This window comes from Staphylococcus nepalensis (genome assembly GCF_014635045.1).
GTDB classification, from domain to species: domain Bacteria; phylum Bacillota; class Bacilli; order Staphylococcales; family Staphylococcaceae; genus Staphylococcus; species Staphylococcus nepalensis.
Map to the genome: position 1 here is coordinate 578030 of NZ_BMCF01000001.1, position 26527 is coordinate 604556.

Consider the following 26527-nt stretch of genomic DNA (forward strand, 5'->3'; position numbering starts at 1 on the left):
AGTTCGCTATCCTTACATTTATTTTTGCCAAATCGATTCTATTTCTTCTAATGTTTTACCCTTCGTTTCGGGGATAAATTTCCAAATAAAGAGACCGGATAAAATACTCATTAATGCGTAAAAACTATATGTCATTGTCCCACTGATATCCATCATAAATGGATATGTAGAAGTGATTGTAAAGTTGGCTAACCATTGTACTGCAACTGCAATGGCCATAGCAGCACTTCTAATTCTATTAGGAAATATTTCTGATAACAATACCCAAATGATAGGTCCCCAACTCATCATAAATGATGCAGTATAAATCACCATAAATACTAATGTAATCACACCAAATGTACCGTTGGCTGTCAGCACACTCATTCCAATCATACCTATAGCCATACCTGTTGAGCCAATAATCAATAACGGTTTACGTCCAAATTTATCTACATATAAAATCGCAATTACGGTAAATATAACATTAACCAATCCCATGACTACTGTTTGTATCATAGAAGCGTTACCGCCTGCCCCTAAATTTTCAAAAATTCTTGGTGCGTAATATAGGGCCACATTGATACCAATAAATTGTTGAAAAATTGATAACACGATTCCACAAATGATGACCGTTTTGCCAAAGCTAAATAATGGCGCTTTTACATCATTACCTTTGCGCTTAGTAGATAAAATATCATTCAATACATTTTGCGCATGCTGTTTAGAATTGTATATCTTATTTAGCACTTCAAACGCCGCTTCATTTTTATTAATTAAAGTTAAATATCTTGGTGTCTCTGGCACCATAAACAATAATATAAAAAATAACGCTGCTGGAATAGCTTCTGTTATAAACATATAGCGCCAACCAATAGCGTCTATCCAATGGGATGTTTCTCCAAATGTAATACCATAGTTCACAAAATAAACGACCAACATACCGAAAATAATCGCAAATTGGTTCCAAGAAACAAGTGTTCCTCTTATTGATGATGGAGAAATTTCACTTATATACATAGGAGAAATTGCGGAAGCTAACCCAACACCTATACCGCCTATAATCCGGTAAAAATTAAACATTAATAATAAACCTAAACTAGCATTGCCTTGCTCAAAGAATAGAAATTCTGGATACCCAGATAATATGGCTGAAATAATAAATAATATTGCAGCTATTTGTAATGATTTCTTTCTACCTAGCCTACTTGAAAAGTTGGATGATAATAACCCGCCAATCACACAACCTATCAAGGCACTTGAAACAGTCAAACCATGAATAAAACTACCATAATCAGCTGTTAAATAACGTTGTAAAGACTGTTCAGCGCCTGAAATAACAGCTGTATCATAACCGAACAACAGCCCACCTAGAGTCGCAATCAATGCAATCGTTACGATGAATTTTTTATTATTATAAGATGACATTTGCCCATCCCCTTATTCACTACTTGAATTGAACTAGTTTATCTGATAATGCTCGCGTACTTCTGTAAACATCTTGATATATTTCATAATATGATTGATATAAACCAACATTATGATCGTCTGAATTTATAGATGCGTTATAATTAATCCACATTTCACTCATATCACTAAAGCTATCAAACCATTGTTCACCCATAGCAGCTAGCATCGCAGCGCCAAACGCTGGACCTTGTTCTTCAGTTCTAGTAGTAATTTGAGCATTAAATACATCAGCCTGTATTTGTAACCAGTGTGGGTTTTTTGCACCTCCACCGATGGATACAATGTTTTGAACGGCCTTACCTTCACCTCTTATGATTTGAATACTGTCTTTAATTGAAAACGTAACTCCTTCTAAAACAGCGCGTTTTATATCTGCACGCGTTGTATTCGCGTCTAACCCAATAAAACTACCTCGTATTTTGGCATCATTATGCGGTGTTCGTTCACCTAATAAATATGGCGTAAAAATGAGACCATTTGCACCAATTTTCGATTCACTTATTGGTCTTAAAAAAGTTTCAAAATCTTCTTCGTTGCTAAATAATTGCTTAATCCATTCTAGACTGTATCCTGCAGATAATGTGACACCCATAATATATTTTTGATTAGGCACACAATGATTAAAATAATGCACTTTGCCATCATTTTCATAATTTTTATGATTAATAATTGAAAGCGCCACGCCTGAGGTACCAATACTTACTAACTGTTTATTATCATCTGTAATACCTGCACCTAACGCACCACAAGCATTGTCTGCACCACCTTGGTAAACATTTATTGTTTCTTCCCCTTTATAACCAATTTCTTCCATAATTGATTGGGTCAATGTACCACTAAATCCATGTGATGGAATGATATCTGGACAAATGGTTGTATCAATATCTAATTTTTCTAAAATGGTAGTCGACCAATTTTCTTCTTTAACGTTAAACATAATTGTACCAGCTGCATCTGAAGGCTCAGAATAAAGGTTACCTGTCAACCTATATACGATATAGTCTTTAGGCAACATAAATTTATAAATTTCATTATAATGCGCTGGTTCATGAAGCTTAAGCCATATTAATTTGGGCAAAGTGAAACCTTCAATTACGGTATTCTGTGTTTCATTAAGCAAAGTCTTCAAACCAATTTTTTCTTTAATATCTGCTACCGCTTGAGATGTTCGTGTATCATTCCATAATATAGCTGGTCTAATTACTTGCCCTTGGTTATCTACAATTACCAAACCATGCATTTGACCTGAAAAACTGACACCAGATATTTGATCAACGCCATACTGAGTTACCAAGACTTTTAAACTTTCAATAGCTGCTTCATACCAGATATTTGGGTCCATTTCACTATAGCCAGTATGTGGGTGTTCTGTTTGATAAGAAACGCTATAACTAGACACAACATTGCCTTTTTGATTAACAACTATACTTTTCATACCGCTTGTCCCGACATCTATTCCAATGACGTATTTCATTTCAATCAGTCCTCATTATTAATATTTAAAATATATTGATTAATTTGTGATTTAATCACTTCCAAATGATCCGATTCATTATCGATTGTCGTAAGATTTAAAGCGTGATTTTCTAAATCCTTGAAGGAGACTTCTCCATCAACAATTTGTTTGCCAATACCACTAGCAAATGAAGCATATTTTTTGTCTATGATTTTTTCAAAAAACTGATCTTCAATCATTTTAGACGCCACTCGTAAGCCTAGAGCAAAAGTATCCATACCAGCAACATGTGTTAATATCAGATCTTCTTGTTTAAATGATGTACGTCTTGGTTTGGCGTCAAAATTCAATCCTCCTGGATTAAGTCCACCATTTTTCAATATTTCGTACATTGCCAATGTCGTATCATATACATCTGTAGGGAATTCATCGGTGTCCCATCCTAATTGCGGATGTCCTTGGTTAGCATCTACTGACCCTAAAAGCTCATTATCTCTTACATAGCGTAATTCATGTTGGAATGAGTGACCTGCTAAAGTAGCGTGGTTTGCCTCAATATTAAATTTAAAATGTTTATCTAGGTCATATTTTTGTAAAAACGCATGAGCTGTCGCTACATCTGTATCATATTGATGCGTTGTGGGTTCTTTAGGCTTGGGTTCAATTAAAAATTGCCCTGTATAACCGATTTCTTCTGCATAAGCAATTGCCATTTTAAAGAATTTAGCTAGGTTATCTAACTCTAGTTTCATATCTGTATTTAATAAACTTTCATAACCTTCACGCCCGCCCCAAAAAACGAAATTCTCTGAACCTAACGTTTTTGCAATTTCTAATGACTTCTTCACTTTTGCTGCTGCGTATGCAAAAACATCTGCATTTGAAGAAGTCGCAGCTCCGTGCACAAAGCGTTGGTGCGTAAAGTTATTTGTTGTATTCCAAAGTAATTTCTTACCTGTTTCATTCATTTTATTTTTAATTAAGCTTACTATTTCATCTAAATTATCGTTTGATTCTTTCAATGTTTTACCTTCAGGAGCAATATCAACATCATGGAAACAGAAGTATTCAACACCTGTTTTTTCCATAAATTCAAAGATAGCTTCTACACGCGCTTTCGATTTACCCATTTCATCTAAATCATCCCAATCTCTAGTAGCTGTTCCTACCCCAAAAGGATCAGATAAATCTGCAGTAAATGTGTGCCAATAAGCAACGCTAAATCTTAAATGTTCTGCCATCGTTTTTCCACCAATGTTCTCATTAGCATTATAATATTTAAAACTAAATGGGTTACTAGATTTAGGCCCTTCGTATTTTATTTGTTCAACGTCAAAGTAAGTCATTAGAATTCCTCCTCAATTTTCCTCCTTAGTTAGTTAATTTAATAAACTAACTAACTTTGAGTATAATATAACACCTCCTCTTCTTTTTGTAAACGCTTACTTAAGAAAATAAAAAAGTAGGATAGAAACCAAACACTTAAATTTGGTTTCTATCCTACTTTTCGAAAATAAATTAATAAATTCTATTACTAATAATTAGTGAAAATATCATACCCGCTCTTTTTTAATCAACAATACCTATGTTTTGAGTTATGGATATATCTAGAAAGTATTAAAAATTAAGTTTTATGTTATCAATTTTTAATACTTTCTGTGTTATTGCAAGGGTCGCTCCCAACAATGTCGAAAACTTAACGTTGGAAGTCAGGCATATCTCTACATTTTTATTTGTATATGTCATAAAAGCTGATTTAATAGCTTCTAAAACGTCCGGTAATTCGTTAATTAATGGACAATTGATATAAATAGCTTCTGGATTAATTTGCATATTTAGATTATATATCAGTATGGCTATTCTCATTGAAAACTGATTTATTTCGTCTACTACAATCTCATTTTTATCATAATATAACTTTTTTAATGCTGTCATGGTTAATTTTTGGTTCAACCTTTCTTCAAGATTATGAACTAAAGCATCTTGAGAACAGATATCTTCAATTTTATGAAATGTTTTATGATTATTTTGAATAACCGAAACGAGCGTTTTTCCAATTTCACCTGCTTCACCATCTGTACCTCTATATAATTTTTTATCAATAATTAAACCCGCGCCAATACCTTTATGTATACTAAGTGTGATTAAATTATTAACTTCTAAGTCATTATTTTCATTACATTCATAAATTGCGGATAAATTCGCTTCATTTTCCACTATGATAGGCACATTTGCGATATCTTTAATACTTTCTGTAATTGAAATATCTTCGATTTCATGAAATGGCAAATGAACAATTTCTTGGTTATTATTAACGATTCCGTGGACAGAAATAGATATACCTAACAACCCATGATGCGTACCATATTTTTCATCTGTATTAATGTGTTGTTTTAACAAATCTAATACATGGCTCATTTTTTTATTAGACAATGGTATAGATTCATGTTTAAGTATTTCACCATTAAAATAGTTATAAATCATTTCAATTGAGCCGTACGCAATATCTAAAGAAATCACGTAGCCAAAATGTTTATTAATTTCTAAAAGTATCGGTTTTCTCCCTCCACTCTTAGTGCTTTCTCCATGTCCTACTTCATTCACTAATTTTTTCTCTTTTAACTTATTTAATATGCTCGAAATCGTTGCTTTATTAATATTTAAATCTTTAGATATTTGAACTCTAGAGATGAGTTTATTATTAAATATTTGTTGTATTACTCGTCTTTGGTTTTCATTTAAATCTAACGCGTCTATTTGTTTCAAACTAACACCACCTCTATATTAACTCTAAAAAATAAGTACAGTACTTTCAATTTAATTACAAAGTTTAATTTAACTATAGCACAAAATATTTCTCTAAACACCTTATGACGCAACCTATAGTTATTCAATTTTCTTTTTCAAAAACAAATATTTAAGTGGTCACCATTTTAAAGAAAGCGTTTACAAAATTAAAATTAGGTGGTAATATTTCACTCGAGTTGGTTTGTTTACTAAATTAACTAACTTAGGATAGATGTTTTTACTAGGGGGGATTAAATGAACCAAACAGTTGATGCAAGTTCTGGAGAAAAAAGTATTTTAGCAGATTCGAAAACTGAAACAAAGCGGTTACGTACAAACGAAAAAGTAGTATTTGGTATAGGGGATTTCGGTGCAAATTACAGCTGGACCTTCATTGCGTCATTCATCATTATTTACATGACTGATGTTGTAGGTGTCGCTGGTTCAGTCATTGGCACTATTATACTCATTTGCCGTTTTGCAGATGGCGCTTCTGATTTATTTATGGGGAGCGTCATAGATAATACTAATACAAAGATGGGAAAAGCAAAGCCATGGGTCTTTTGGACAGCACCGATATTAGGTGTTTTGACTTTTTTATTGTTTAATATTCCTGACTTTGTAGGTTATAGCGGCAAAATTGTGTATATTTTTATTATTTATTTTTTGATTTCTGTCGTTTTTTATACTGCTAATAATGTTGCTTATTCATCACTCATTTCATTTATGTCAAAAGATGAAAAAGATCGCGTATCTTTAGGCAGTATACGCTTCATTTTTTCTAATATTAGCGTGCTTTGTATTACAACTTTTACTACTTATTTAGTAACTCTTTTTGGTGAAAACCAACAAGGTTGGACTTATACTGCACTGGTTTACGCATTTTTATGTGCTGTACCGTTAATGATAACTGGTTACTTTGTTAAAGAAAGAAATATTGCAACAAAGCAGTATACGTCAAAAAGTAAAACAAAACGCATACCTTTTACACTTATACTCAAATCATTACTTACTGAAAAATATTTTATTATCACCATTGCGCTCTATCTATTATGGTATTTACGCCAAACTGATAATAGTATGAGAATTTATTATGCAACTTACATCTTTGATAACGCCAATATCATGGCAATATTAAGTATATCTACACTACTTCCTACTATATTAGGATTACTCATAGCGCCTAAATTTGCCGAATTATTAGGCATTAAACAAAGTATTATGATTGGTCTAATTATTTCCATCATTTCTTATATTGTGATGGGTGTTTTCTCAGAGAACTTAACCATGTTGATTGTCGGATTAGTAATTAATGGCATCGGGTTAGTCCCTTTCACGGCAGCTTTAAGTGGTATAGTTGCAGACGTAGGAGATATCATATATTGGAAAACTGGCGTCCCAGTACAAGGTTCTATATTCAGCCTTGCTAGCGCGGGTATGAAAATAGGGTCTGGTTTACAATCTGCAATTGTCGGTTGGTCATTATCCGTTGGTGGTTATGTAGCTGGTGCTGCGGTTCAATCTGAAAGTACAATATTAGCAATTAAGTCCATGCAAATTTACTTCCCATTATTAACAGTGGTATTAATTACGATTATCACACTATTTTTAAATTATGAGAAGTTTATCACACAAATTAAAAATCAGATACGCTCAAATAAAGTAGGTACTTTACGATCTAAACAAATATATAAATAAAGGAGTATTTTCATATGAATCATTTAATACATGTCTCTAAAAATGGGTCTGATTACGGGCTGGGCACAGCATCTTCACCCTTCCTCACTATTGATAAAGGGGCTTCAATAGCTTTACCAGGTGATACTGTTATTGTCCATGAAGGGGTATACAGAGAAGCAATCAAACACATAAATAGCGGCTCAAGTGAGAAACGTAGAATTACATTTAAAGCAGCTGATAACGAAAAAGTAACTATTAAAGGATCAGAAATAATAAATAATTGGAAACACGTTGAACAAAATATATGGAAGGTCGATATTAATAACCAATACTTTAATGGTTTTAATCCCTTTGGTACAAAGCTTTTTGGTGATTGGTTAGTCATTGATAACGGTAAAACATTAGGCCAAGTTTATATAAATGGTCAAGCCTTATTTGAAGTAAATGATTTTAATAATGTGAGAAACCCTAAAACTGTAAACGAAATATTAGATCATTGGACCAATAAATTAGTCTCTTTTGATTATACTAATGAATCAAAATACGTTTGGTATGCAGAAATACAAGAAGATACTACGACTGTTTACGCCAACTTCCAAGATTACAACCCAAATAACGAATTAATTGAGTTTAACATAAGACCTCATGTTTTTTGTCCGAATAAATCACATACAAACTATATTACAATACAAAATTTTGAAATTGCACACGCAGCAACACAATGGTCACCTCCTACTGCTAATCAAACTGGCATCATTGATACACATTGGAGTAAAAATTGGATTATAGAGAATAATCATATACACAATTCCATGTGTAGTGCTATATCAATAGGCAAAGAAATCTCTACAGGTGATAATTTCAACACTTATAGAAAAGACAAACCCGGCTATCAATATCAAATCGAAACTGTATTCAAATCTGTAAATAGCGATTGGAACAAAGAGACAATAGGTTCACATATTATTAGAAATAATGTAATCCATGATTGTGGTCAAAACGCAATCGTGGGCCATTTAGGTAGTGCTTTTAGTTTTATTTATAACAACCATATTTATAATATTGGAAACAGACGAGAATTCTTTGGTCATGAAATTGCAGGCATAAAATTGCACGCAGCGCTTGATACGCAAGTATATAATAATTATGTTCATCATTGTTCTTTAGGTATGTGGTTTGATTGGCAAACGCAAGGTACTAGAATTAGTAAGAATATATTTGCACATAATACTAGGGACTTATTTGTAGAAGTGAGTAGCGGCCCTTATTTGGTTGACAATAACATTTTAACAGCTGATTACGCATTAGATAATCATGCTCAGGGTGGTGCATATATTAATAATATCATTAGTGGTGAAATTGTTCATAAATTAATGTTAGATAGAGCTACGCCTTATCATGTGCCACACAGCACTTTGATTTCAGGATTTGCACCAGTTTACGGTGGTGATGATCGTTTTTATAATAATATATTTATCGGAAAAAACGGTATTAAAAATATTGGAACTAGTATCTTCAACGACTATACTGCATCATTAAAAGAATATATAGACTTAGTTTCACAAGAAGAAGGAGACCACGAAGCTTTTCATAAAATCAAACAACCAGTATTTATTAACCATAATGCCTATTTTAATCAAGCTGAACATTTTGACAGAGAACAGTCATTTATTCAAGACAACGCGTTTAATCCAAATCTTAATATTCAAGAGGACAACTCGGGCGTTTATTTGGATATGACGATTCCTGAATCATTGCTGAATTTCAAGGGGGATATTCATTCCACATACTCTCTTCCTAAAGTAAGACTAGTAGATGCTGATTTTGAAGATATTGATGGTAGCCCTTTAACATTAAGTTCCGACTTATTAAATCATTCTAGAATTGATATGGCTACACTAGGACCAATCCAACAATTGCGGGTAGGAAAAAATCATATTTTACTATGGGAAAAAGATAATAATACAAAAAATAGTATAGATTAGTTAATAAATGAGGCCCTTTTAAATATTTCATTTTAATAGCATAAGCAAAAACTGAGCGGTATCATGTAATCGTAACACCTCTCAGTTTTTGTTTATATCCTTTTATTGCAATGCTGAAATAAAACGTTCAACGCCATCTTTAACAGTACTTGGGGCACAAGCTACATTCATTCTTAAAAATCCTCTTCCTTCTTCGCCATATTTTGTACCAGGCTCAAGTGCAAGTTTTCCTTTTTCTAATAGCTTATCCATGATTTCTGATTCAGTTAAACCTGTTTGTCTATAGTCAATCCATAATAAATAAGTCGCTTGCGGTTTTTTAATTTTTATCTGCGGTATCGCTTTTGTAATTTCGGCAATAGCGTAATCCATGTTTGATGAAATGATATGCAATAATTCGTCTAGCCAATTTTCACCGTAAGTATAAGCTGCTTCTAATGCAGCTGCTCCAAATGGACTAATGCGATTAACACCTAATCCATGTGCTGTAAAATTAGTTTCTAACGCATGACGAATAGCTTGATTTGGTGAAATAATCAAAGCTGCATGAATACCCGCTAGGTTAAATGTTTTCGTTGGTGCTGTGCAAGTAATAATTTTTTGAGATGCCTGGTCGGATGCTAACTTGCCTAACGGTATATGTTGATATTTAGGAAATACTAAATCAGAATGTATTTCATCTGATAATATCAATACATCATATTTAACACATAATTCAATTATTTTTTCCAACGTAGCTGTTGACCAGACTACGCCTCCAGGATTATGTGGATTACACAATATAAACATGGTTATGCCTTGTTTTAATTTTTCCTCAAAATCTTCAAAGTCAATAGAGTAGTTACCATGTTCTTCTATTAAAGAACACACTACTAATTCTCTATCCATGCCTGAAGGCAAATTTGAAAACGGTGGGTAGACTGGAGGCGTTATTAAAACACGGTCATCTGGCTTTGTAAATGTTTCAATAATAGACGCAATGGCAGGAACAACCCCTGAATGGGCGATAACCCATTCTTTTTCAATATACCAATGATGCCGTTTCTCAAGCCAAGATTGTATTGCGTTTTTACACGTTTCATCTAAATAAGAATAGCCAAACACACCATGTTCAACACATCTTTCCAGCGCTTCAATGACAGGTTGTGGCGCTTTAAAATCCATATCTGCAATCCACATTGGTAATACATTTGAGGCGTCTTTAATGTTATATACTGATTCCATAGTGTCCCATTTAACTGATTTTGTCTGTCTTCGATTAACAACGTTATTAAAATGATAAGTCATAACGACCACTCCCTTATATAAAATCCCTATTTAATCATTCTTTTTCTTAAAAACATAAAATACCCAAAAACAACGTAAACGACTGTTAATAACGTAAATAAAATTTCAAACATCATTAAAATGTATAACAAAGCTTTTAACTGCTTAGGCATGCTTACTTGATGCATAAAATTAAAATAAGCAGTTGCTGTTGTTACCCATGGAAAGGTTAAAGCAGAAAACGAAAATCTAAAATTTATTGTTATAAGCTTAGGAATAAACGTTAAAGAAACTACAAACAATAGCTGAGATATCACAAAACCAAATATGGCAATTATTGTTTCTATATGCGTTTCACTTAGTAAATAACCATTGAAACACAGTGCAGCAGGTGCAGCTATAATGATTGACATTGGAAATTGATTTTCATTATATAAACGCCATGTTTTTTTTATTAAAACGATTGCTACTAATATTATAAAGCATATTGTAGCAATATATACGATCATTTTACCAAACATTGGATAAAAATCTCCTGACGTTTCAGATATAACTCCGATACCTACAAACGTTACAAACCAACTCGTATTCGGTATAACCTTATCTTTCCTATGTAAAATAATATGGTAATAAACAAATCCCATTATAATGATGAATTGTACTACAATCGTTATCCACCATAACCATATCATTCCTACAAATTCAAATTTAAAATGATGATATATAATATAAATAATTGTCATTAAAGCCATCGTAAAAGCTGGAAAAGTGGCGCAGATATTACGATCAGTCAATTCATCCAAAACTAAACGTGGGTATAAAAGACATTTTTTTATAAAGAGCAACAAAACAATACAACTCAATATAAAAAATACTGTAGCTAAAATATTCCAAGACATATTAAATAACAAATTACTTAGAGAAACTAAACCTAAAACTAAACCACAAATAGCTGTCGGTAATGCTTTAGTTAATTTATAAAACATACTTTTTAATCCTTTTACATTATATAGTTATATTATCACTATACTATTTTAATACTATTATTGCGTTAAATAAGATTATAATTAATTAATTTTAATAAGTTAATATCCATTGTTTGCTTTCACTTAAAAATATAAAAGGACCTGAAACATAAAGTTAATGTCTCAGATCCTTCAATAAAATTGATAATAATTACCTAGATTGAAATTAGTTTATAACAAACTTTTAAAGCGCTGAGCCATAAATAATGTGTCAGTCTTAGATTTCATTTTGACAGTAGATGAATGTAATGAAAATGCAAAGTCTATTGCTTTAAAAAACTACTTTTGAAGTTTCACTGCTCAATTTTATTGAGTTATTGATACTTATACATGAGTCTTAACTCATGTAATCTAATGCATTTGGATCTAGTAGTGCTTATACAAGCGCTTTAGCTCTATTACGCTTTGCCATAAAGGAAAAGAAATCTATATAGAAAAATGAGATTTCTGCCCCTCTCCCTTCTCACGTATTTTAAAAATCATCTACTTTACTATTTATCTTTTTCAGAGTCAATTTTGTCTGAGAATTTATTTAATTGTTTTTCAGCAAATGATTTTCCACCTATGCCAAAAGCGATTGCGAAAGCAACTGCAACGGCACCTAAAATTAATAAGAACGCTACGTTTACAATGCTTTGCGCAAAGTTTAATTGGTCTAAAGTCATAAATACGGAAACGATAATAACTAAATATTTTACAATTTCAGCTAACATACCATTTCCTGTAGATTTGTTAATTAATTTAGCAATTAAGTTACCACCTATTAAACCTAATCCTAAAATAATCGCTGCTGATATTACTAATGGTAAATAACCGATAATAGCCGCGCCAATTTGATTTAATACCGTTAAGTTCACTGTATTTAATGCTTGAACAGTGAAAAATAAGCCAATTAACGCAGTGATAACCCAACCTGTTGCCACTGGGATATCTATACTTTCTTTGTTTTCACCAAAATTCACATAACGGTTAAATTTGCTCACATTTAGGCTTGATAAAATATTTTTTACTAAAGTACCTAAGACTTTTGCAATAAAAATACCGATTACTAGTATAATAACTGCAACAATAATTTTAGGTGCAAAGTTAAGTATACTACTCATCATGCCTTTAATAGGTTTAGACACCGACTGCATATTTAATGAATCAAATACAGATGGTAAAAATAGCAAGAACACTAAGAAGTAACCTAATTTACCAAATGTTTGTATTAATCCAGAAGATTGTGATTCTCCTCCTTCATTATCTACCAAACCCTTCTTTTGTAGCCAAGATTCAAAACCTAATGCACTTAGCCCTTTCACAATAACTTTCTTGACAATTACTGCAATAATCCACGCAATAATTAAGAATATGATTGCGCCTATAACATTTGGTATGAAGCTAATAATACTATCTAGTGCGCTCATTAAAGAATCTAATATTTTACTCATATCGATTTCCCCCTTTTTTTGACAGATACCCTAGTAAAATAAAATTAATCATATTCATATATTTTTTTAAAAATATTTTTGTGAATTAAGATAATACTACCTATCATTTATTTATCAAACAGCAAATAAATATATTGCGAAGTAATTAATTATGAATTAAACGAACTTTCTATTAAATTAACGCTCTAATTAATTTTTTATTTATAACTATTAATCTTCTATAATATCTAAACCTTCACTTCTCAATTGTTCAATTTTTGCTAGCATCTGGTTGATTGCTTCTTCAGAATGACTTTCCCATGAACCTAATTCTGCAACAATTTTCAATGGCTCACTAGAACGATATGAACACGTTGGGTTGCCAGGAAACTTCTTGTCTGTAACATTGGGATCATCTTCAAATTCTCCTAGTGGCTCTATGATATAAATGTGTGCATCTGCTTCTTCTTTAGCTAATGCTACAGCCAATTCAGCGCCCCATTTTGCTGCTTCTAATGTTCCTGTAAAATAAATATAATTCATGATGCGGTCTTGGTAATTAGATTTTTGCAAAGGATTTAATAAATCACCTATCTGCAACTGAGCTTTTGTGCCATGTAAATATAAATCTTGTTCAAATGCTTGTTTTTGATTTTCCATAAAATAGCCCCCCACATTTCGCTAAAGCGTCTTACTATGATATGTGCCAATTAATAAAAGAAGTAGTCTATAATATTTATTTTTCATATAGTATAATAAACACAAAGGGAATATTTAATTGTAAATTAAACATACTTCCAACAATATCGTACATAGTCTTATATAAAATGAGGACACAAAATTACACTACCATTTTGTATCCTCGTACTATTATATGTCGATGAATTAACTATTTAAATGCACTAATTCATCCGCTTTATCTGTGAAAACCCCGTCTACGCCCCAATTAGACAATTGATTAGCCCTCATCTTGTTATTTACTGTCCATACATTTAATTCATAACCAGCATTTTTAATTGAACGTACACGATTTTTTGTAAGCTTTGCATCTTCTATATTTACAATATTTGACCCGCAATAATTTAAAAGCGTTCTCCAATCTCCAGTAAATGCTGCAGCTTTAAAAATAACCGCACGTTTATATTGGGGCATGAATTGCTGTGCTAATTTTACTAAAACAAGATTAAAACTTGATAACAGAACATCTGAATCAGAGTTTAGCTTTTTTAATTTTTCAGTAACTTGTCTAATCATACTTTCAGACAAATCGCTGCCGTTATCGCCTGTTACACCTTTCAATTCAATATTCAAATTCATTTTATGGTTATTAGCAAATGTAATGATTTCATCGAAAGTTGGTAATCTTTCATTCTTATATTGCGAATGGAACCAGTTTCCTGCAGAGGCTTGTTTGACTTCATCATAGTACATGTGCGTGACTTCACCAATCATATCCGTTGTTCTATCTAAAAAATCATCGTGAATAATAATGAGCTTTTCATCTTTTGTTATAGCAACATCTAGTTCAACCCACTTGAGCCCAGACACCTTTGCTGCTGCTTCAAATGCTGCTAACGTATTTTCGGGAGCTTTACTTGGTAAGCCTCTATGGCCATATATTGTAAACATATCATCTTCCCTTTCAATTAGACTTTAGTGTAATTATGATATGTCATTGATCATAATTCAAATAATCTAAGTCATATTTGAAGCCATTACATATTGCTTTAAGCTAAACATAGTTAATAAAAATCGCCTCTGATATCCTTTTAAAGATATTCAAAGGCGACTGATATGTCATATATTATGATTTTGAATTTACGTATGATGTTGGGTCAACTGAATACTCGTTACCGACGCCACCTTGCATACGTTGGAAGTGTAGGTGAGGTGCAGTAGAATTACCTGTGCTACCTGAAAGGCCAATTTGTTGTCCTTCTTTCACCTGTTGCCCTTTTTGAACATTTAAGGAATTCATGTGCATATACCATTGATAGTTATCACTGTTTTTCTCTTGGATTGTAACTTGGTTACCACCACCATAGTTACTCCAACCACTTTGGATTACAGTGCCATCAGCCAATGAATAAACGGGTGTATTTTCAGACATAGCATAGTCAACACCGTAGTGTGCGCCTCCGCCATGATAGCTACCGTATGGTTGTAATTGGCGATGCTTAGTTAACCAATTTGCTGAGTGCGTCTCGTTATTGCTCGTACTGTTAGAAGTCGTTGATTGACTTGTAGTGTTTTGTTGTGGTGCGTTTGTAGTGCTTTGTTGCGATGAATCTTGTTGTTGTGATGTGTTTTGTTGCGGTGCAGCTTGTTGTTGCGGTGTAACATCATTACTTGATGTAGCATTTTGTTTCACATCATTATGACCATTATTTTGTGTATAGCTGCTTTCATAATTGTCTGCTGATGTATGATTTTGTGTATTATCTACACTGTCATTTGAATTATTTTGAGTTGCTTGAGCAGTTTGATTCGTTCTTTCATCGTTGGCAATTTCGTTATTTTCTGGCGCTTCATTTATGTCATAACCTTCAGATTGAACTTCTGAGTGGCTTTGATTGCCAGTGTAATTATTATCATCTGAAACATTTACATCATTAGTATTTGTAACATTAGAACCTTGATCGTTCATTGGGAAATAATAATAGTGATATTGTCCTTCATTATCGATTAAATAAAAGTAATATTGCTGTTGATCAAACATAGATTGGTCCCAGTTACCATCTAATGTGTGATGATAGTTCCCATTATCATCTTGATCAATATAACCGTAATTAAAAATATCATTATAAGATTGATTACTTGTATATTGTGCGTTAGATTGATTGTTTTCTGAAGCCTGTGCTTCTCCTTGTGCAACGCCAATTGCTCCTAAAGATAACGTAGCAATTGTGGCTGTAACCATTTTTTTCATAATTAATAAATCCTCCCAAAAATTTTACTTACATCATCGTACCAAAGAATCTGTATAAAGAGAATAGTAGAAACTGTTTTTTAATTTTCTAGTAATTTATTTGAGATGTGATGTAAATTTTTTGAAAATTCCTTATATAACAATAGATAGCGCTTTCGCAAATTTAAGTTAAGCACAATCTTTAGTTAGTACAGTTACTTTCGAACAAGTACAACAGTTTACTTTTTACTTATTTTTTGTAAATTATTTTTGTTATTTTTCTAAATTATTACAAATCATTTTTTATAATTGCTTTTAAATTTAAAAACAGTGTTTTTTTGATATGGTGCATTACATGCTAATATGGAATTATTAAATAAAAGTGGGGTATGCAATATGGATGGTTTACCAAATAATTATGTAACAAAAGGGTCAAAAACTTATATTAAAATAATCGTTGCGCTTTTTATCTCTGGGTTTACAATATTTTCTATACTTTATAGCGTCCAACCCTTAATACCCCATTTTACAAAATCTTTTAATGTAAGCGAAACTATGGCTAGCTTAGCTTTATCCTCTGCAACATTAACCCTTGCGTTTGCAATGTTGTTTTTTGGCGCTATTTCGGAAGTTCTTGGACGAAAACCTATTATGATTTTTTCAGTGCTTTCTGTGTCCATACTCGCTTTAATTCAACCTTTTTTGGCAGATTTCAATACTTTTTTAATTGTACGGCTGATACAAGGTATATGTTTAGCAGGACTACCTTCTATAGCTATGGCTTATATTGGTGAAGAAATCTCACCTCACAATTTACCTGAAGCGATGGGCATTTATATAAGTGGCAACGCATTCGGAGGCGCTTTTGGTCGTATTTTCACAGGATTTATCTCTAGTATTTACGGTTATCAAGTTGGTTTAATCACTATCGGCATAATTAGTGTCATTGCTGCTATTGTATTTACTTTTTTACTACCAAACTCACAGCATTTTGAAAAACAACGATTTTCAGTAAAAGCATTATTAATAAGCTATGCCCAACATTTGAAAAATGTCAGACTATTAAAACCTTTTATGGTCGGCTTTTTATTATTAGGATGTAATATTGCAGCGTTCAATTATATTGGCTTTGTTTTAGCAGATGAACCATATCGATTACATGATAGTCTTATTAGTTTTATTTATTTACTCTTTTTAATAGGTATGATTTCTTCCATACTTAATGCAAAACTTCGCTCAAAGTTAGGCACTTTAAACGCTTTGAAATTTAGCATTTTGTTATTAATAGTTGGTATATGTATTACATTATTACCACCATTGTCATTCAAAATACTTGGTCTCGCATTTAGTGTATACGCGTTTTTTAGCGGTCATGCTATCGCAAGTGCTGTTGTTGCCGGAAGAGCTGAACATCATAAAGCACAAGCTTCTAGTTTGTATTTATTATTTTATTATATGGGGTCTTCTGTAGGTGGCACATTAGCAGGTTATTTTTACAGCCTCTTACAATGGCCCGGCGTTGTAATAATGATTACGAGTTTTATGATAATTGCATTCATTATTTCACTTACCATTAGACAAAAATAGAGAGCAAGAGAGAAATCACATTTTTAAATGGTCTCCTTATCTTGCTCCCTATCAAAGATACCTAAAAAGGTTATAAAAGCTTAATACAATTTTTATACTAGGCGTCAATTGCTTATATCCAGTTTATGGTTAAGGTATATGTGTTCATCACTTAATCTCAGTTTCCTTATTGTTTCAGTACTTTCGTTTTAAACGCTTAAATTAACTGGTCTGTTCCATTTGCGCTTCAAATTTATCGAGTAGCGCGCGAGCCTCGTCTGTCGTATTCGTGCTCATCAATTGATGTCTTAATTCACTCGCGCCTCTGATGCCCCGTACGTAAATTTTAAAGAATCTACGTAATGGTTTAAACAAACGTGATTCTTCTTTTGAATATTTGTCAAATAGTTCAAGATGTAATCTCAACAAGTCTAAAAGTTCTTTGCTGGAATGTTCTCTTGGTTCTTTTTCGAACGCATATGGATTATGAAAAATACCTCGACCAATCATGACACCATCAATGCCATACTTCTCAGCTAGTTCAAGTCCTGTTTTTCTGTCTGGGATATCTCCATTAATCGTTAACAAAGTTTCCGGGGCTATTTCATCACGCAGCTTTTTAATCTCTCCAATTAGTTCCCAGTGTGCATCCACTTTACTCATCTCTTTACGCGTGCGAAGATGAATGGACAGGTTTGCAATATCTTGCTCGAAAATATGCTTCAACCACGCTCTCCACTCATCAATTTCAGAATAGCCAAGTCGCGTTTTAACACTCACTGGCAGTCCACCCGCTTTAGCTGCTTGAATAATTTCAGCTGCGATTTCAGGTCGCTGAATTAGACCTGAACCTTTACCTTTTGTTGCAACGTTCGCCACTGGACACCCCATATTTAAGTCTATTCCTTTAAAGCCCATCTCTGCCATCGCGATACTCATTTCACGGAAGTGATCTGGCTTATCTCCCCAAATATGAGCAACAATAGGTTGTTCGTCTTCAGTAAATGTTAAGCGCCCGCGCACACTGTGTACACCTTCAGGGTGGCAAAAGCTTTCTGTATTTGTAAACTCAGTGAAGAATACATCAGGTCTGCCCGCTTCACTAACAACATGACGAAAGACAACATCTGTAACATCTTCCATCGGTGCTAAAACAAAAAATGGACGCGGCAATTCACGCCAAAAATTTTCTTTCATATATATTTAAACCTTCTTATCTATTAATATCTCGAATTTTTATCCATGACGATATTACCACAAAATGTCAACTTACACAAAAGGAAGATATCTAATGAAAAGCCTATCCAGACAAATCGCACTAGCAATATATTACAATAAGATAAGAAACTCTGTTATCATTCATAAACCATATTTGACATAAAATAATATTCTATCTCGTTTGAAATTTGATAATGTTCCAAAAATTATAAGTAAAATTAAAACAGGCTAATATATCACTCTAACTTTTTCAATAAATTACTTGGAAACAACAGAATGATTTAACTTCCATTGTTCCCCTGATAGCTATATATACTACTTAACAAACCTACACATAATATGAAAGCAGCAAAAATTAGCGATGCATTGTAATCCCCTGATTCACCAATTAATATACCTGAAAGTGCTGGCGCAATCATTTGTCCTAAACTGTAAATCATTGTTAATAAAGCTACCAAGTTCACTTTATGATTACCTTGAAACATAAGTGTTTGTGCTTTAGACATGAATAATGTTGTTAACCCAAGGAATGTTGCTCCAAAGAACAGAGAACTAATTATTAAGCTCACTACATGCCCTGAAAAAACAGGTAGTATCACAGCAATGATTTGTAGTACAAATGCAAAATATATTGCTTTCGCATGCCCTACCTTATTTGCCATCATAGACCATAAAATCGTAGAAGGCACAGCACCTAAACCTACAAACATCCAACTTAACGCTGCGTAATCGGCTAATCCAGGTATTGATTTAACGATGGCTACTAAGAATGTCCCTGTGATAATATAACCAGCGCCTTCACAAAAATAGGCGATTGAAAACCCCCAAATAAATTTTTTCTTCACTTTAATTGTTTCGGTATATTCAATATTTTTTGATTTGAAATTTTTATTTTCGATATTGTGATTTTCGCGCATACCAAATATAACAAAAATCCCTATCATTAAAGAAAAAATGCCTAGTGATATCCAAGTAAGTTTCCATGTGCTCGCTGTAGTAAATAAGAAAATAAAGATACTACTTGTAAAAATACCTAAACCTACGCCACTATATAACAGACCTGAGATGCCATCTTTTTTCGCTATTCTTAAAGCTTCAAGCGTTACATTCGATGCTAAAACAAAAACTGTACCGCTTGTTATTCCAGAAACCAAACGCACAATACACCATAGTAGAAAATTATCAGAAAGTCCCATCATTAAAGTCGAAATAATATTTATAAATAAATAAATTTTCAAATCCGTAACCTTACTAAACATAACAATCCATATAGGAACAATGGCTCCTATCAAATAACCTAGATAATTAATCGTAGCTAGTAAACCAGCACTTCGGTCATCTAAACCTCTTGTTTGCTGCATAAATGGCAAAATAGGTGTATATGCAAAACGTCCAATCGCCATTACTATAAATAAACAAATCATCCCTAATAAAAGTTGCCGATAAGCATGTTGCATCTTCTCCACACCTTTCGATTGTAGTGAGTCCATTATACGCTTAAATTCCATATTTACACTTACCAAATTTCTAAAATTTATAAATCATATTGATACCCTTTTCATTTTGAAATATTAAGTATAGAATAGATTTTATTCGTATTTAGAATTTTCGGAATATTTTAACTAGGAGGGATTGATATGAAACAACAAAATACACTTTGGAAAGATTGGAGATTACATGGCATTGTATTAATTATTATGATTATTTCCGAAGTCATTGGTGCGCATAAAATACCTTTAGGCATAACTTCAATCCTTTTGTTGCCAGTTGTTTATGCAGTGTTACTCGGATTAGGGGTTTATTTCACGCCCATCATCGGTAAAAAACAAGCTAAAAATTCCGAACCAATGGTATTTATTTCAGTAGCACTACTCATAGCAAAATTTGGTGTAGAAGCAGGGCCCGCATTACCTAAAATCATTGCAGCTGGGCCTGCTTTAATATTACAGGAAGCTGGCAATTTAGCTACGATTATCATTTCATTACCATTAGCTATATTATTAGGTTTACGACGTGAGTCTATAGGGATGACTCATTCAATAGGTAGAGAACCCAATTTAGCGCTGATTACCGAAAAATATGGTATCTCTTCCCCAGAGTGGAGAGGCGTGATGTCTATGTACATATTTGGAACCATTTTTGGGGCGATATTTTTTAGTATCTTTTCTGGTATTTTGGTTTCCATTTTACCATTTAGTCCGATTGCTTTTGCCATGGCTACAGGAGTAGGAAGTGGCGTAATGACTGCAGCTGCTCTGGGGCCTTTAGTCGAAATGTATCCTGACCAAGCTAACACAATTACCGCATTTTCTGGCGTAAGTAATCTTCTGACGTCAGTGACGGGACTTTATATTGGTATTTTAATTGCTCTACCTTTAACCCGAAAATATTATAGCTTGATTATGCATGTTAAATCAAAATTCACAAAAGATAAGGAGTGACTGTGATGTCTTCAAAAATTATAAATTGGATTCTCACCTTATGTATAGTAGGAATTATTTCAATTTTTAGTAATTGGATTGGGTATAATGTCATGCCTTTGGAGGCATTACCCGGCATCCTTGCATTAATGGGTGTCGCCTTATTAGGATTGGTTTTACGTGATATCGTGCCTTTAAACATACCAAGTATTGCTTATATTGGTATAATAGGTTTAATCATTACTATACCTGGGGTTCCTGGATCTTCTCACATCGTTGAATGGACTGAACAAGTAGATTTGCTGTCATTAGCCACGCCAGTTGTTGCCTATGCAGGCGTTTCAATAGGGAATTCCTGGGCTGACTTCGCCAAGTTAGGGTGGAAAACCATTGTTATTGGTATTGTTATTTTGCTCAGTACATATATCGGTTCTGCGCTCGTAGCAGAAATTGTATTAAAAATTCAAGGTCTAGCTTAATCAACTACAAATAACCCCCAGCTTAAAATAAGTTAACTGGGGGCTTTAATATTAAAAATAACAACGTATCTAAATATAATAGATAAACACACCAAAATTTAATAAAAATAATATGATGGCTGGGATTGCTTTTTTAATTGGGTCTTTACCTAAGAAAATCAGCGATAAGGCCCCAACAAACATAGTCACACCTAGTAATACACTAGATAGTAGTGCAATCACGTTATATAAAACGCCTATAAGCATACCAAGACCGCCTACAAATTCGAATATACCTGTAATTTGGTTAAAGATAGGTGGGTAGCCGAGACGGGCAAAATCTTTTTTCATTGCGCCAGACAATATTTTAGAACCTGTCATGATAAAAAATATACCTAATATAATTTGTAATATAATCATAATGATTCCCATTTTAAAAACCCCATTTCAATTCAATTTTTAGTTGCTTCACAAGATACAAAACCAGAAATAATATAAGGTGTGACACGTTTAATATAAGTTTCAGCAGAAATATCACTAAAGTTTTGACACCATTTTTCAGAAGCGCTGTAGATACTCGCACTTAACATACTTGCTGCTAATTGACGCGTACTATCATCCTCAAAATGAATGTCAATCAATAATTTATAAAGTATACTCTCCATATGCGCTTGAACAATATTACTTATCGTTTCCGGATAACTTCTGTGACACTTCCTATTTAAAGACAATTGGAATTCTGCTACCGCTTTAAAAATATTAGCAATGGTTGTTTCGTCCAATTGACACTGTTCAAAATATTCGTAATTTAAATTAATTAATAGCTCTTCAGAAAGCGATTTATCCAATAAATCATAGATGTCACTAAAATGATAATAGAAAGTGGCTCTATTGATAAGCGCCTCTTGGGTAATATCTTTTATGGTTATGTTTTTAAAATCTTTTTCATCTGAAAGCTTAATAAAAGCTTGCATAATAGATTTTCTAGTTTTAATAACTCGCAAGTCTGATTTTGATTGTAGCATTCGACTCCCTCATTTTCTCCCAACATTAATTTATAAATGTTGGATATTCAACATTTATTACAATCTGTTGGTACTTATTATTCATATTACTACTTATTATAAGTGTATATCAATTTAATCAAACTTAGGAGGACAAAAATATGGTTAACAATATGGTATGTGATATCTATTCAGGCGTTTGTAAACCTAACGAGGAAAGTGAAATAGAAGCAATTAACCTAAACATAGATAGCCCTAACTTAACTTTATATTACGTAACTGACCCTATGTGTTCACACTGTTGGGCATTCGAACCTACTTTAAATAAACTTTTAGTACAATATGGGCATTTATTTAATTTCCAAATGGTAATGGGGGGTCTATTAGAGGAATGGGGAGATGGGCCAATCGACCCAGCTAATGGCATTTATAAACCTGCCGATGTAACACCACACTGGCAAGAGGTAGGAAAGTATTCACGTATGCCTATCGATGGTACCATTATGGAAATCGACCCTGTGCAATCTTCATACCCAGCATCACGTTTATATAAAGCAATCCAGCAAATAGATTCACCTACTACCGCTATTGAATTCATTAGACTCGTCAGGGAAGCAGTATTTGTATTCAATCAAAATATTTCGAATCCTAAAGTACTTAAATCGATTGTACAGGATTTATATAAAAATAACGAAACGATAAACACTGCAACTATTTTAGATTTAGCAAATAGTAAAAAAGGTCAAGAACTACTTCAAGATGATTTTAACTTAGTAAGACAATTAGGTGTTAGAGGTTTCCCTACTATTGTAATAGTAAATAGTGATAATCAAGGCACTAAAATTGTAGGCGGCAGAGATTTAAATGTGTATATTAGTGCAATCGAAACATTAAACAACAATGATAAATCAGCACCAAAACCCCTTCCAGACTTAGGGTTGTATTTAAAAGCACAGCATAGATTGTTTTCAAAAGAAATTGAGTTTATGTATAACATCCAACAAGGTGAAGTCGCACAATTTATCACACATCATTTAGGCCCATCTACCTATGTCGCTAAAAATATGCTTGGCGAAGATTACTATGAAACCACATTAGATTAATGTGTAATATGTACCTAAAATATATGACTATTGGAACCAATCACTACCCTTTGGTTTCATAGTCACTCTATTATATGGACAACTATTTTATAAAGACTTAGTGGAATAAAATTTACTATTCAGCTATTATACTAAGTCAAATAAATTTATGATTATAATGTAAAAATCAAATTACTTTAATTATCTTTCTTTCCTTTTTAAATACTCCTTATACTTAAATGTTTCTATATTATTAGTTACGATAATATTTTTATGAAGTTGCATTTTAAGGTAACTACTCACTTCACAAACTGCATCCACTTCTAATGACTTAAAATCATTCATTTTAAGTAATAGAAAATCTAAATCTTTAACTTTATTATTCGTTTGAGAAAGTAAATTATAAATATTTCTTAAAAGACTCTGTTTATAATTCTTTTTTGAAATTGTTACTACTCTTGAATTTATAGGTTCTTGTTTCCTATTGCGTAAATAAAAAAGTATATTACCCTTGCTATATTGAATAATAACAAACATATATTAACCCCATTTTATTTTTATAAAGTCTATTAAATTTATACACATCAATCACAATTTATAAACGTATTTATTTAATTTAACTCAGTTTATTAGTTTATTAAAAAAATAACATTAATTAGCTATTGGGCATAATAAATTTGAGGCCGAAACATTATTTTTTTATGTCTCGGCCTCACTCATACTTATATTAATTTTCTGTTTGTAAACTGATGTTATTTATCTTCTTCTTTTTTTCTACGACGCTTAATAAATAATAATAATGCGCCCATACCAGCAAATAATGAACCGAATAGAGTAGCATTGTTTTCTTCATGCTCCCCTGTTTTAGGTAATTCGGATTTATTAATATTATTTTTATTAGCTACGTTATCTTTTTCTTTTTTATTAGAATTGCTAGTCGCACTTCCTGAATTATTATATTCCGCATTACTGTTTTGATCTACCTTAGAAGTTTGCCCCGTATTTGAAGATTGATTTACGCCTGATGTTTCACTTGTATTTTGTTTTTCTTCTGGGATCGCTCCTTCATTTGTACTTGTTGCTTCACCTTTATCTGATGTTTCATCTGTATCTTGCGCTTCTCCTGTACCTGGTACTTTATCTGCGCCTGGCACAACTGTATTTGTGTTTTCAGAAGTATTTCCACTTTGATCTGTAGCTTTAACTATGATGTTTTCTCCACCATTTAAGTTAATATCTGTTGGAATTTCAATCGTGTAGTTGCCTTCTTCATCAGCTGTATCAGTCACTGTTGTGCCATCTGGGAAGGTTACTGTTACTGTTGATCCTGCTTCTGCTGTTCCTCTGATTGTCTTGTCTTCACTTGTTACTTCATTCACCGTTGGTGCCTTTGGTGCTGTTGTATCAGTAACTGTTGTTGTGACAGAATCTGATGGGTTACCCGCTTTATCTTTCGCAGTAACTGTGATGTTTTCTCCACCATCTAAATTAATATCTGTTGGAATTTCAATCGTGTAGTTGCCTTCTTCATCAGCTGTACCTGTTGCTGTTGTTCCGTCTGGGAACATCACTGTTACCGTTGATCCTGGTTCAGATGTTCCGCTTACCGTTGTGCCTTCACTTGTTACTTCATTCACCGTTGGTGCCTCTGGTGCTGTCGTATCAGTAACCGTTGTTGTCGCTGACTCTGATGGGTTACCCGCTTTATCTTTCGCAGTAACTATGATGTTTTCTCCACCATCTAAATTAATATCTGTTGGAATTTCAATCGTGTAGTTGCCTTCTTCATCAGCTGTACCTGTCCCTGTTGTGCCATCTGGGAAGGTTACTGTTACTGTTGATCCTGCTTCTGCTGTTCCTCTGATTGTCTTGTCTTCACTTGTTACTTCATTCACCGTTGGTGCCTCTGGTGCTCTCGTATCAGTAACCGTTGTTGTCGCTGACTCTGATGGGTTACCCGCTTTATCTTTCGCAGTAATTGTGATGTTTTCTCCACCACCTAAGTTAATATCTGTTGGAATTTCAATCGTGTAGTTGCCTTCTTCATCAGCTGTACCTGTTGCTGTTGTTCCGTCTGGGAACATCACTGTTACCGTTGATCCTGGTTCAGATGTTCCGCTTACCGTTGTGTCTTCACTTGTTACTTCATTCACCGTTGGTGCCTCTGGTGCTGTCGTATCAGTAACTGTTGTTGTGACAGAATCTGATGGGTTACCCGCTTTATCTTTCGCAGTAACTATGATATCCTCTCCACCATTTAAGTCTACATTAGATGGAATTTCAATCGTGTAGTTGCCTTCATCGTCTGCTGTACCTGTTGCTGTTGTTCCGTCTGGGAACATAACTGTTACCGTTGATCCTGGTTCAGATGTTCCGCTCACCGTTGTGTCGTCACTTGTTACTTCGTCCAACGTTGGTGCCTCTGGCGCTGTTGTATCAGTGACCGTTGTTGTGACAGAATCTGAGATATTTCCATTACTATCCATAGCAGCTACTAATAATTCTTCTCCACCTGTTAATTTCACATTTTCCGGTATAGCAATTGAATACTCACCTTGCTCATTAGCTTTTCCATCTGCAGTCTTACCATCTGGGAAGGTTACAGTTACTGTTGATCCTGCTTCTGCTGTTCCTCTGATAGTTTTGTCTTCACTTGTTACTTCATTCACCGTTGGCACCTCTGGCGCTGTCGTATCAGTAACTGTTGTTGTGACAGAATCTGAGATATTTCCATTACTATCCATAGCAGCTACTAATAATTCTTCTCCACCTGTTAATTCCACATTTTCCGGTATAGCAATTGAATACTCA

22 protein-coding genes are annotated in these 26527 nt (G+C 33.3%); 6 read left to right on the top strand and 16 right to left on the bottom strand.

The window, feature by feature from the left end; genetic code table 11:
- Positions 1 to 18: 18 nt before the first annotated feature.
- From xylE to IEU88_RS02710, 4 genes are all read right to left on the bottom strand, one after another.
- Positions 19 to 1407: a D-xylose transporter XylE gene (gene xylE / locus IEU88_RS02695; protein ID WP_096808225.1), complete on the bottom strand. Its 1389-nt coding sequence runs from the start codon at positions 1405 to 1407 to the stop codon at positions 19 to 21.
- Positions 1408 to 1426: 19 nt separating this feature from the next.
- Complete coding sequence (gene xylB / locus IEU88_RS02700) at positions 1427 to 2923, bottom strand: xylulokinase (protein ID WP_103372947.1); 1497 nt, start codon at positions 2921 to 2923, stop codon at positions 1427 to 1429.
- A gap of 5 nt (positions 2924 to 2928) precedes the next feature.
- Positions 2929 to 4251: a xylose isomerase gene (gene xylA / locus IEU88_RS02705; protein WP_103372946.1), complete on the bottom strand. Its 1323-nt coding sequence runs from the start codon at positions 4249 to 4251 to the stop codon at positions 2929 to 2931.
- Between the two features lie 271 nt (positions 4252 to 4522).
- Positions 4523 to 5671, bottom strand: a complete 1149-nt coding sequence (locus IEU88_RS02710) for an ROK family transcriptional regulator (RefSeq protein ID WP_103372945.1) — start codon at positions 5669 to 5671, stop codon at positions 4523 to 4525.
- A gap of 276 nt (positions 5672 to 5947) precedes the next feature.
- Between IEU88_RS02710 and IEU88_RS02715 the strand changes: the two genes are divergently transcribed.
- Both IEU88_RS02715 and IEU88_RS02720 read left to right on the top strand, forming a co-directional pair.
- Complete coding sequence (locus IEU88_RS02715) at positions 5948 to 7390, top strand: MFS transporter (RefSeq protein ID WP_103372944.1); 1443 nt, start codon at positions 5948 to 5950, stop codon at positions 7388 to 7390.
- A gap of 14 nt (positions 7391 to 7404) precedes the next feature.
- Entirely contained in the window at positions 7405 to 9357 is a 1953-nt protein-coding gene (locus tag IEU88_RS02720; protein ID WP_103372943.1) for a right-handed parallel beta-helix repeat-containing protein, read from the top strand.
- Positions 9358 to 9459: 102 nt separating this feature from the next.
- On the opposite strand, the gene IEU88_RS02725 is transcribed toward IEU88_RS02720, so the two are convergent.
- From IEU88_RS02725 to IEU88_RS02750, 6 genes are all read right to left on the bottom strand, one after another.
- Positions 9460 to 10644 (bottom strand): MalY/PatB family protein, encoded by a 1185-nt coding sequence (locus IEU88_RS02725; protein ID WP_103372942.1) that lies wholly within the window; start codon positions 10642 to 10644, stop codon positions 9460 to 9462.
- A 26-nt stretch (positions 10645 to 10670) separates the two neighbouring features.
- Positions 10671 to 11609, bottom strand: a complete 939-nt coding sequence (locus IEU88_RS02730) for a TDT family transporter (RefSeq protein ID WP_096808218.1) — start codon at positions 11607 to 11609, stop codon at positions 10671 to 10673.
- 530 nt (positions 11610 to 12139) lie between these two features.
- Entirely contained in the window at positions 12140 to 13081 is a 942-nt protein-coding gene (locus tag IEU88_RS02735) for a mechanosensitive ion channel (protein ID WP_103372941.1), read from the bottom strand.
- A 210-nt stretch (positions 13082 to 13291) separates the two neighbouring features.
- On the bottom strand, positions 13292 to 13720 hold the full coding sequence (gene arr / locus IEU88_RS02740; RefSeq protein WP_103373620.1) for an NAD(+)--rifampin ADP-ribosyltransferase: 429 nt from the start codon (positions 13718 to 13720) through the stop codon (positions 13292 to 13294).
- A 225-nt stretch (positions 13721 to 13945) separates the two neighbouring features.
- A complete protein-coding gene (locus IEU88_RS02745) occupies positions 13946 to 14689 on the bottom strand; it encodes a glycerophosphodiester phosphodiesterase family protein (RefSeq protein ID WP_103373444.1) in 744 nt (247 codons plus the stop codon).
- A gap of 175 nt (positions 14690 to 14864) precedes the next feature.
- Entirely contained in the window at positions 14865 to 15989 is a 1125-nt protein-coding gene (locus tag IEU88_RS02750; RefSeq protein ID WP_103373445.1) for a M23 family metallopeptidase, read from the bottom strand.
- A 375-nt stretch (positions 15990 to 16364) separates the two neighbouring features.
- Between IEU88_RS02750 and IEU88_RS02755 the strand changes: the two genes are divergently transcribed.
- Positions 16365 to 17555: an MFS transporter gene (locus tag IEU88_RS02755; protein WP_096808214.1), complete on the top strand. Its 1191-nt coding sequence runs from the start codon at positions 16365 to 16367 to the stop codon at positions 17553 to 17555.
- Between the two features lie 201 nt (positions 17556 to 17756).
- On the opposite strand, the gene IEU88_RS02760 is transcribed toward IEU88_RS02755, so the two are convergent.
- Positions 17757 to 18731: a tRNA dihydrouridine synthase gene (locus IEU88_RS02760; protein WP_096808213.1), complete on the bottom strand. Its 975-nt coding sequence runs from the start codon at positions 18729 to 18731 to the stop codon at positions 17757 to 17759.
- A gap of 302 nt (positions 18732 to 19033) precedes the next feature.
- On the bottom strand, positions 19034 to 20209 hold the full coding sequence (locus IEU88_RS02765; protein ID WP_103373446.1) for a YbfB/YjiJ family MFS transporter: 1176 nt from the start codon (positions 20207 to 20209) through the stop codon (positions 19034 to 19036).
- Positions 20210 to 20389: 180 nt separating this feature from the next.
- Between IEU88_RS02765 and IEU88_RS02770 the strand changes: the two genes are divergently transcribed.
- Together IEU88_RS02770 and IEU88_RS02775 are read left to right on the top strand one after the other, a co-directional pair.
- Positions 20390 to 21193: a DUF3100 domain-containing protein gene (locus IEU88_RS02770; protein WP_103373447.1), complete on the top strand. Its 804-nt coding sequence runs from the start codon at positions 20390 to 20392 to the stop codon at positions 21191 to 21193.
- Positions 21194 to 21198: 5 nt separating this feature from the next.
- The gene (locus tag IEU88_RS02775) at positions 21199 to 21651 is read left to right on the top strand and encodes a hypothetical protein (RefSeq protein ID WP_103373448.1); all 453 of its coding nucleotides are present in this window, start codon (positions 21199 to 21201) and stop codon (positions 21649 to 21651) included.
- Between the two features lie 69 nt (positions 21652 to 21720).
- Here the strand turns inward: IEU88_RS02775 and IEU88_RS02780 are convergent, their stop codons facing one another.
- Positions 21721 to 22062, bottom strand: coding sequence for a DoxX family protein (locus IEU88_RS02780; RefSeq protein WP_103373449.1), 342 nt, complete (start codon positions 22060 to 22062; stop codon positions 21721 to 21723).
- A 20-nt stretch (positions 22063 to 22082) separates the two neighbouring features.
- Positions 22083 to 22655, bottom strand: coding sequence for a TetR/AcrR family transcriptional regulator (locus IEU88_RS02785; RefSeq protein ID WP_103373450.1), 573 nt, complete (start codon positions 22653 to 22655; stop codon positions 22083 to 22085).
- Between the two features lie 140 nt (positions 22656 to 22795).
- On the opposite strand from IEU88_RS02785, the gene IEU88_RS02790 reads away from it, so the two are divergent.
- A complete protein-coding gene (locus IEU88_RS02790) occupies positions 22796 to 23737 on the top strand; it encodes a DsbA family protein (RefSeq protein ID WP_103373451.1) in 942 nt (313 codons plus the stop codon).
- A 180-nt stretch (positions 23738 to 23917) separates the two neighbouring features.
- Here IEU88_RS02790 and IEU88_RS02795 read toward each other — a convergent pair whose 3' ends face one another.
- Positions 23918 to 24253, bottom strand: coding sequence for a hypothetical protein (locus tag IEU88_RS02795; protein ID WP_103373452.1), 336 nt, complete (start codon positions 24251 to 24253; stop codon positions 23918 to 23920).
- A 215-nt stretch (positions 24254 to 24468) separates the two neighbouring features.
- The coding region (locus tag IEU88_RS13620; protein WP_194445640.1) for an Ig-like domain-containing protein at positions 24469 to 26527 on the bottom strand (2059 nt) is incomplete at its 5' end.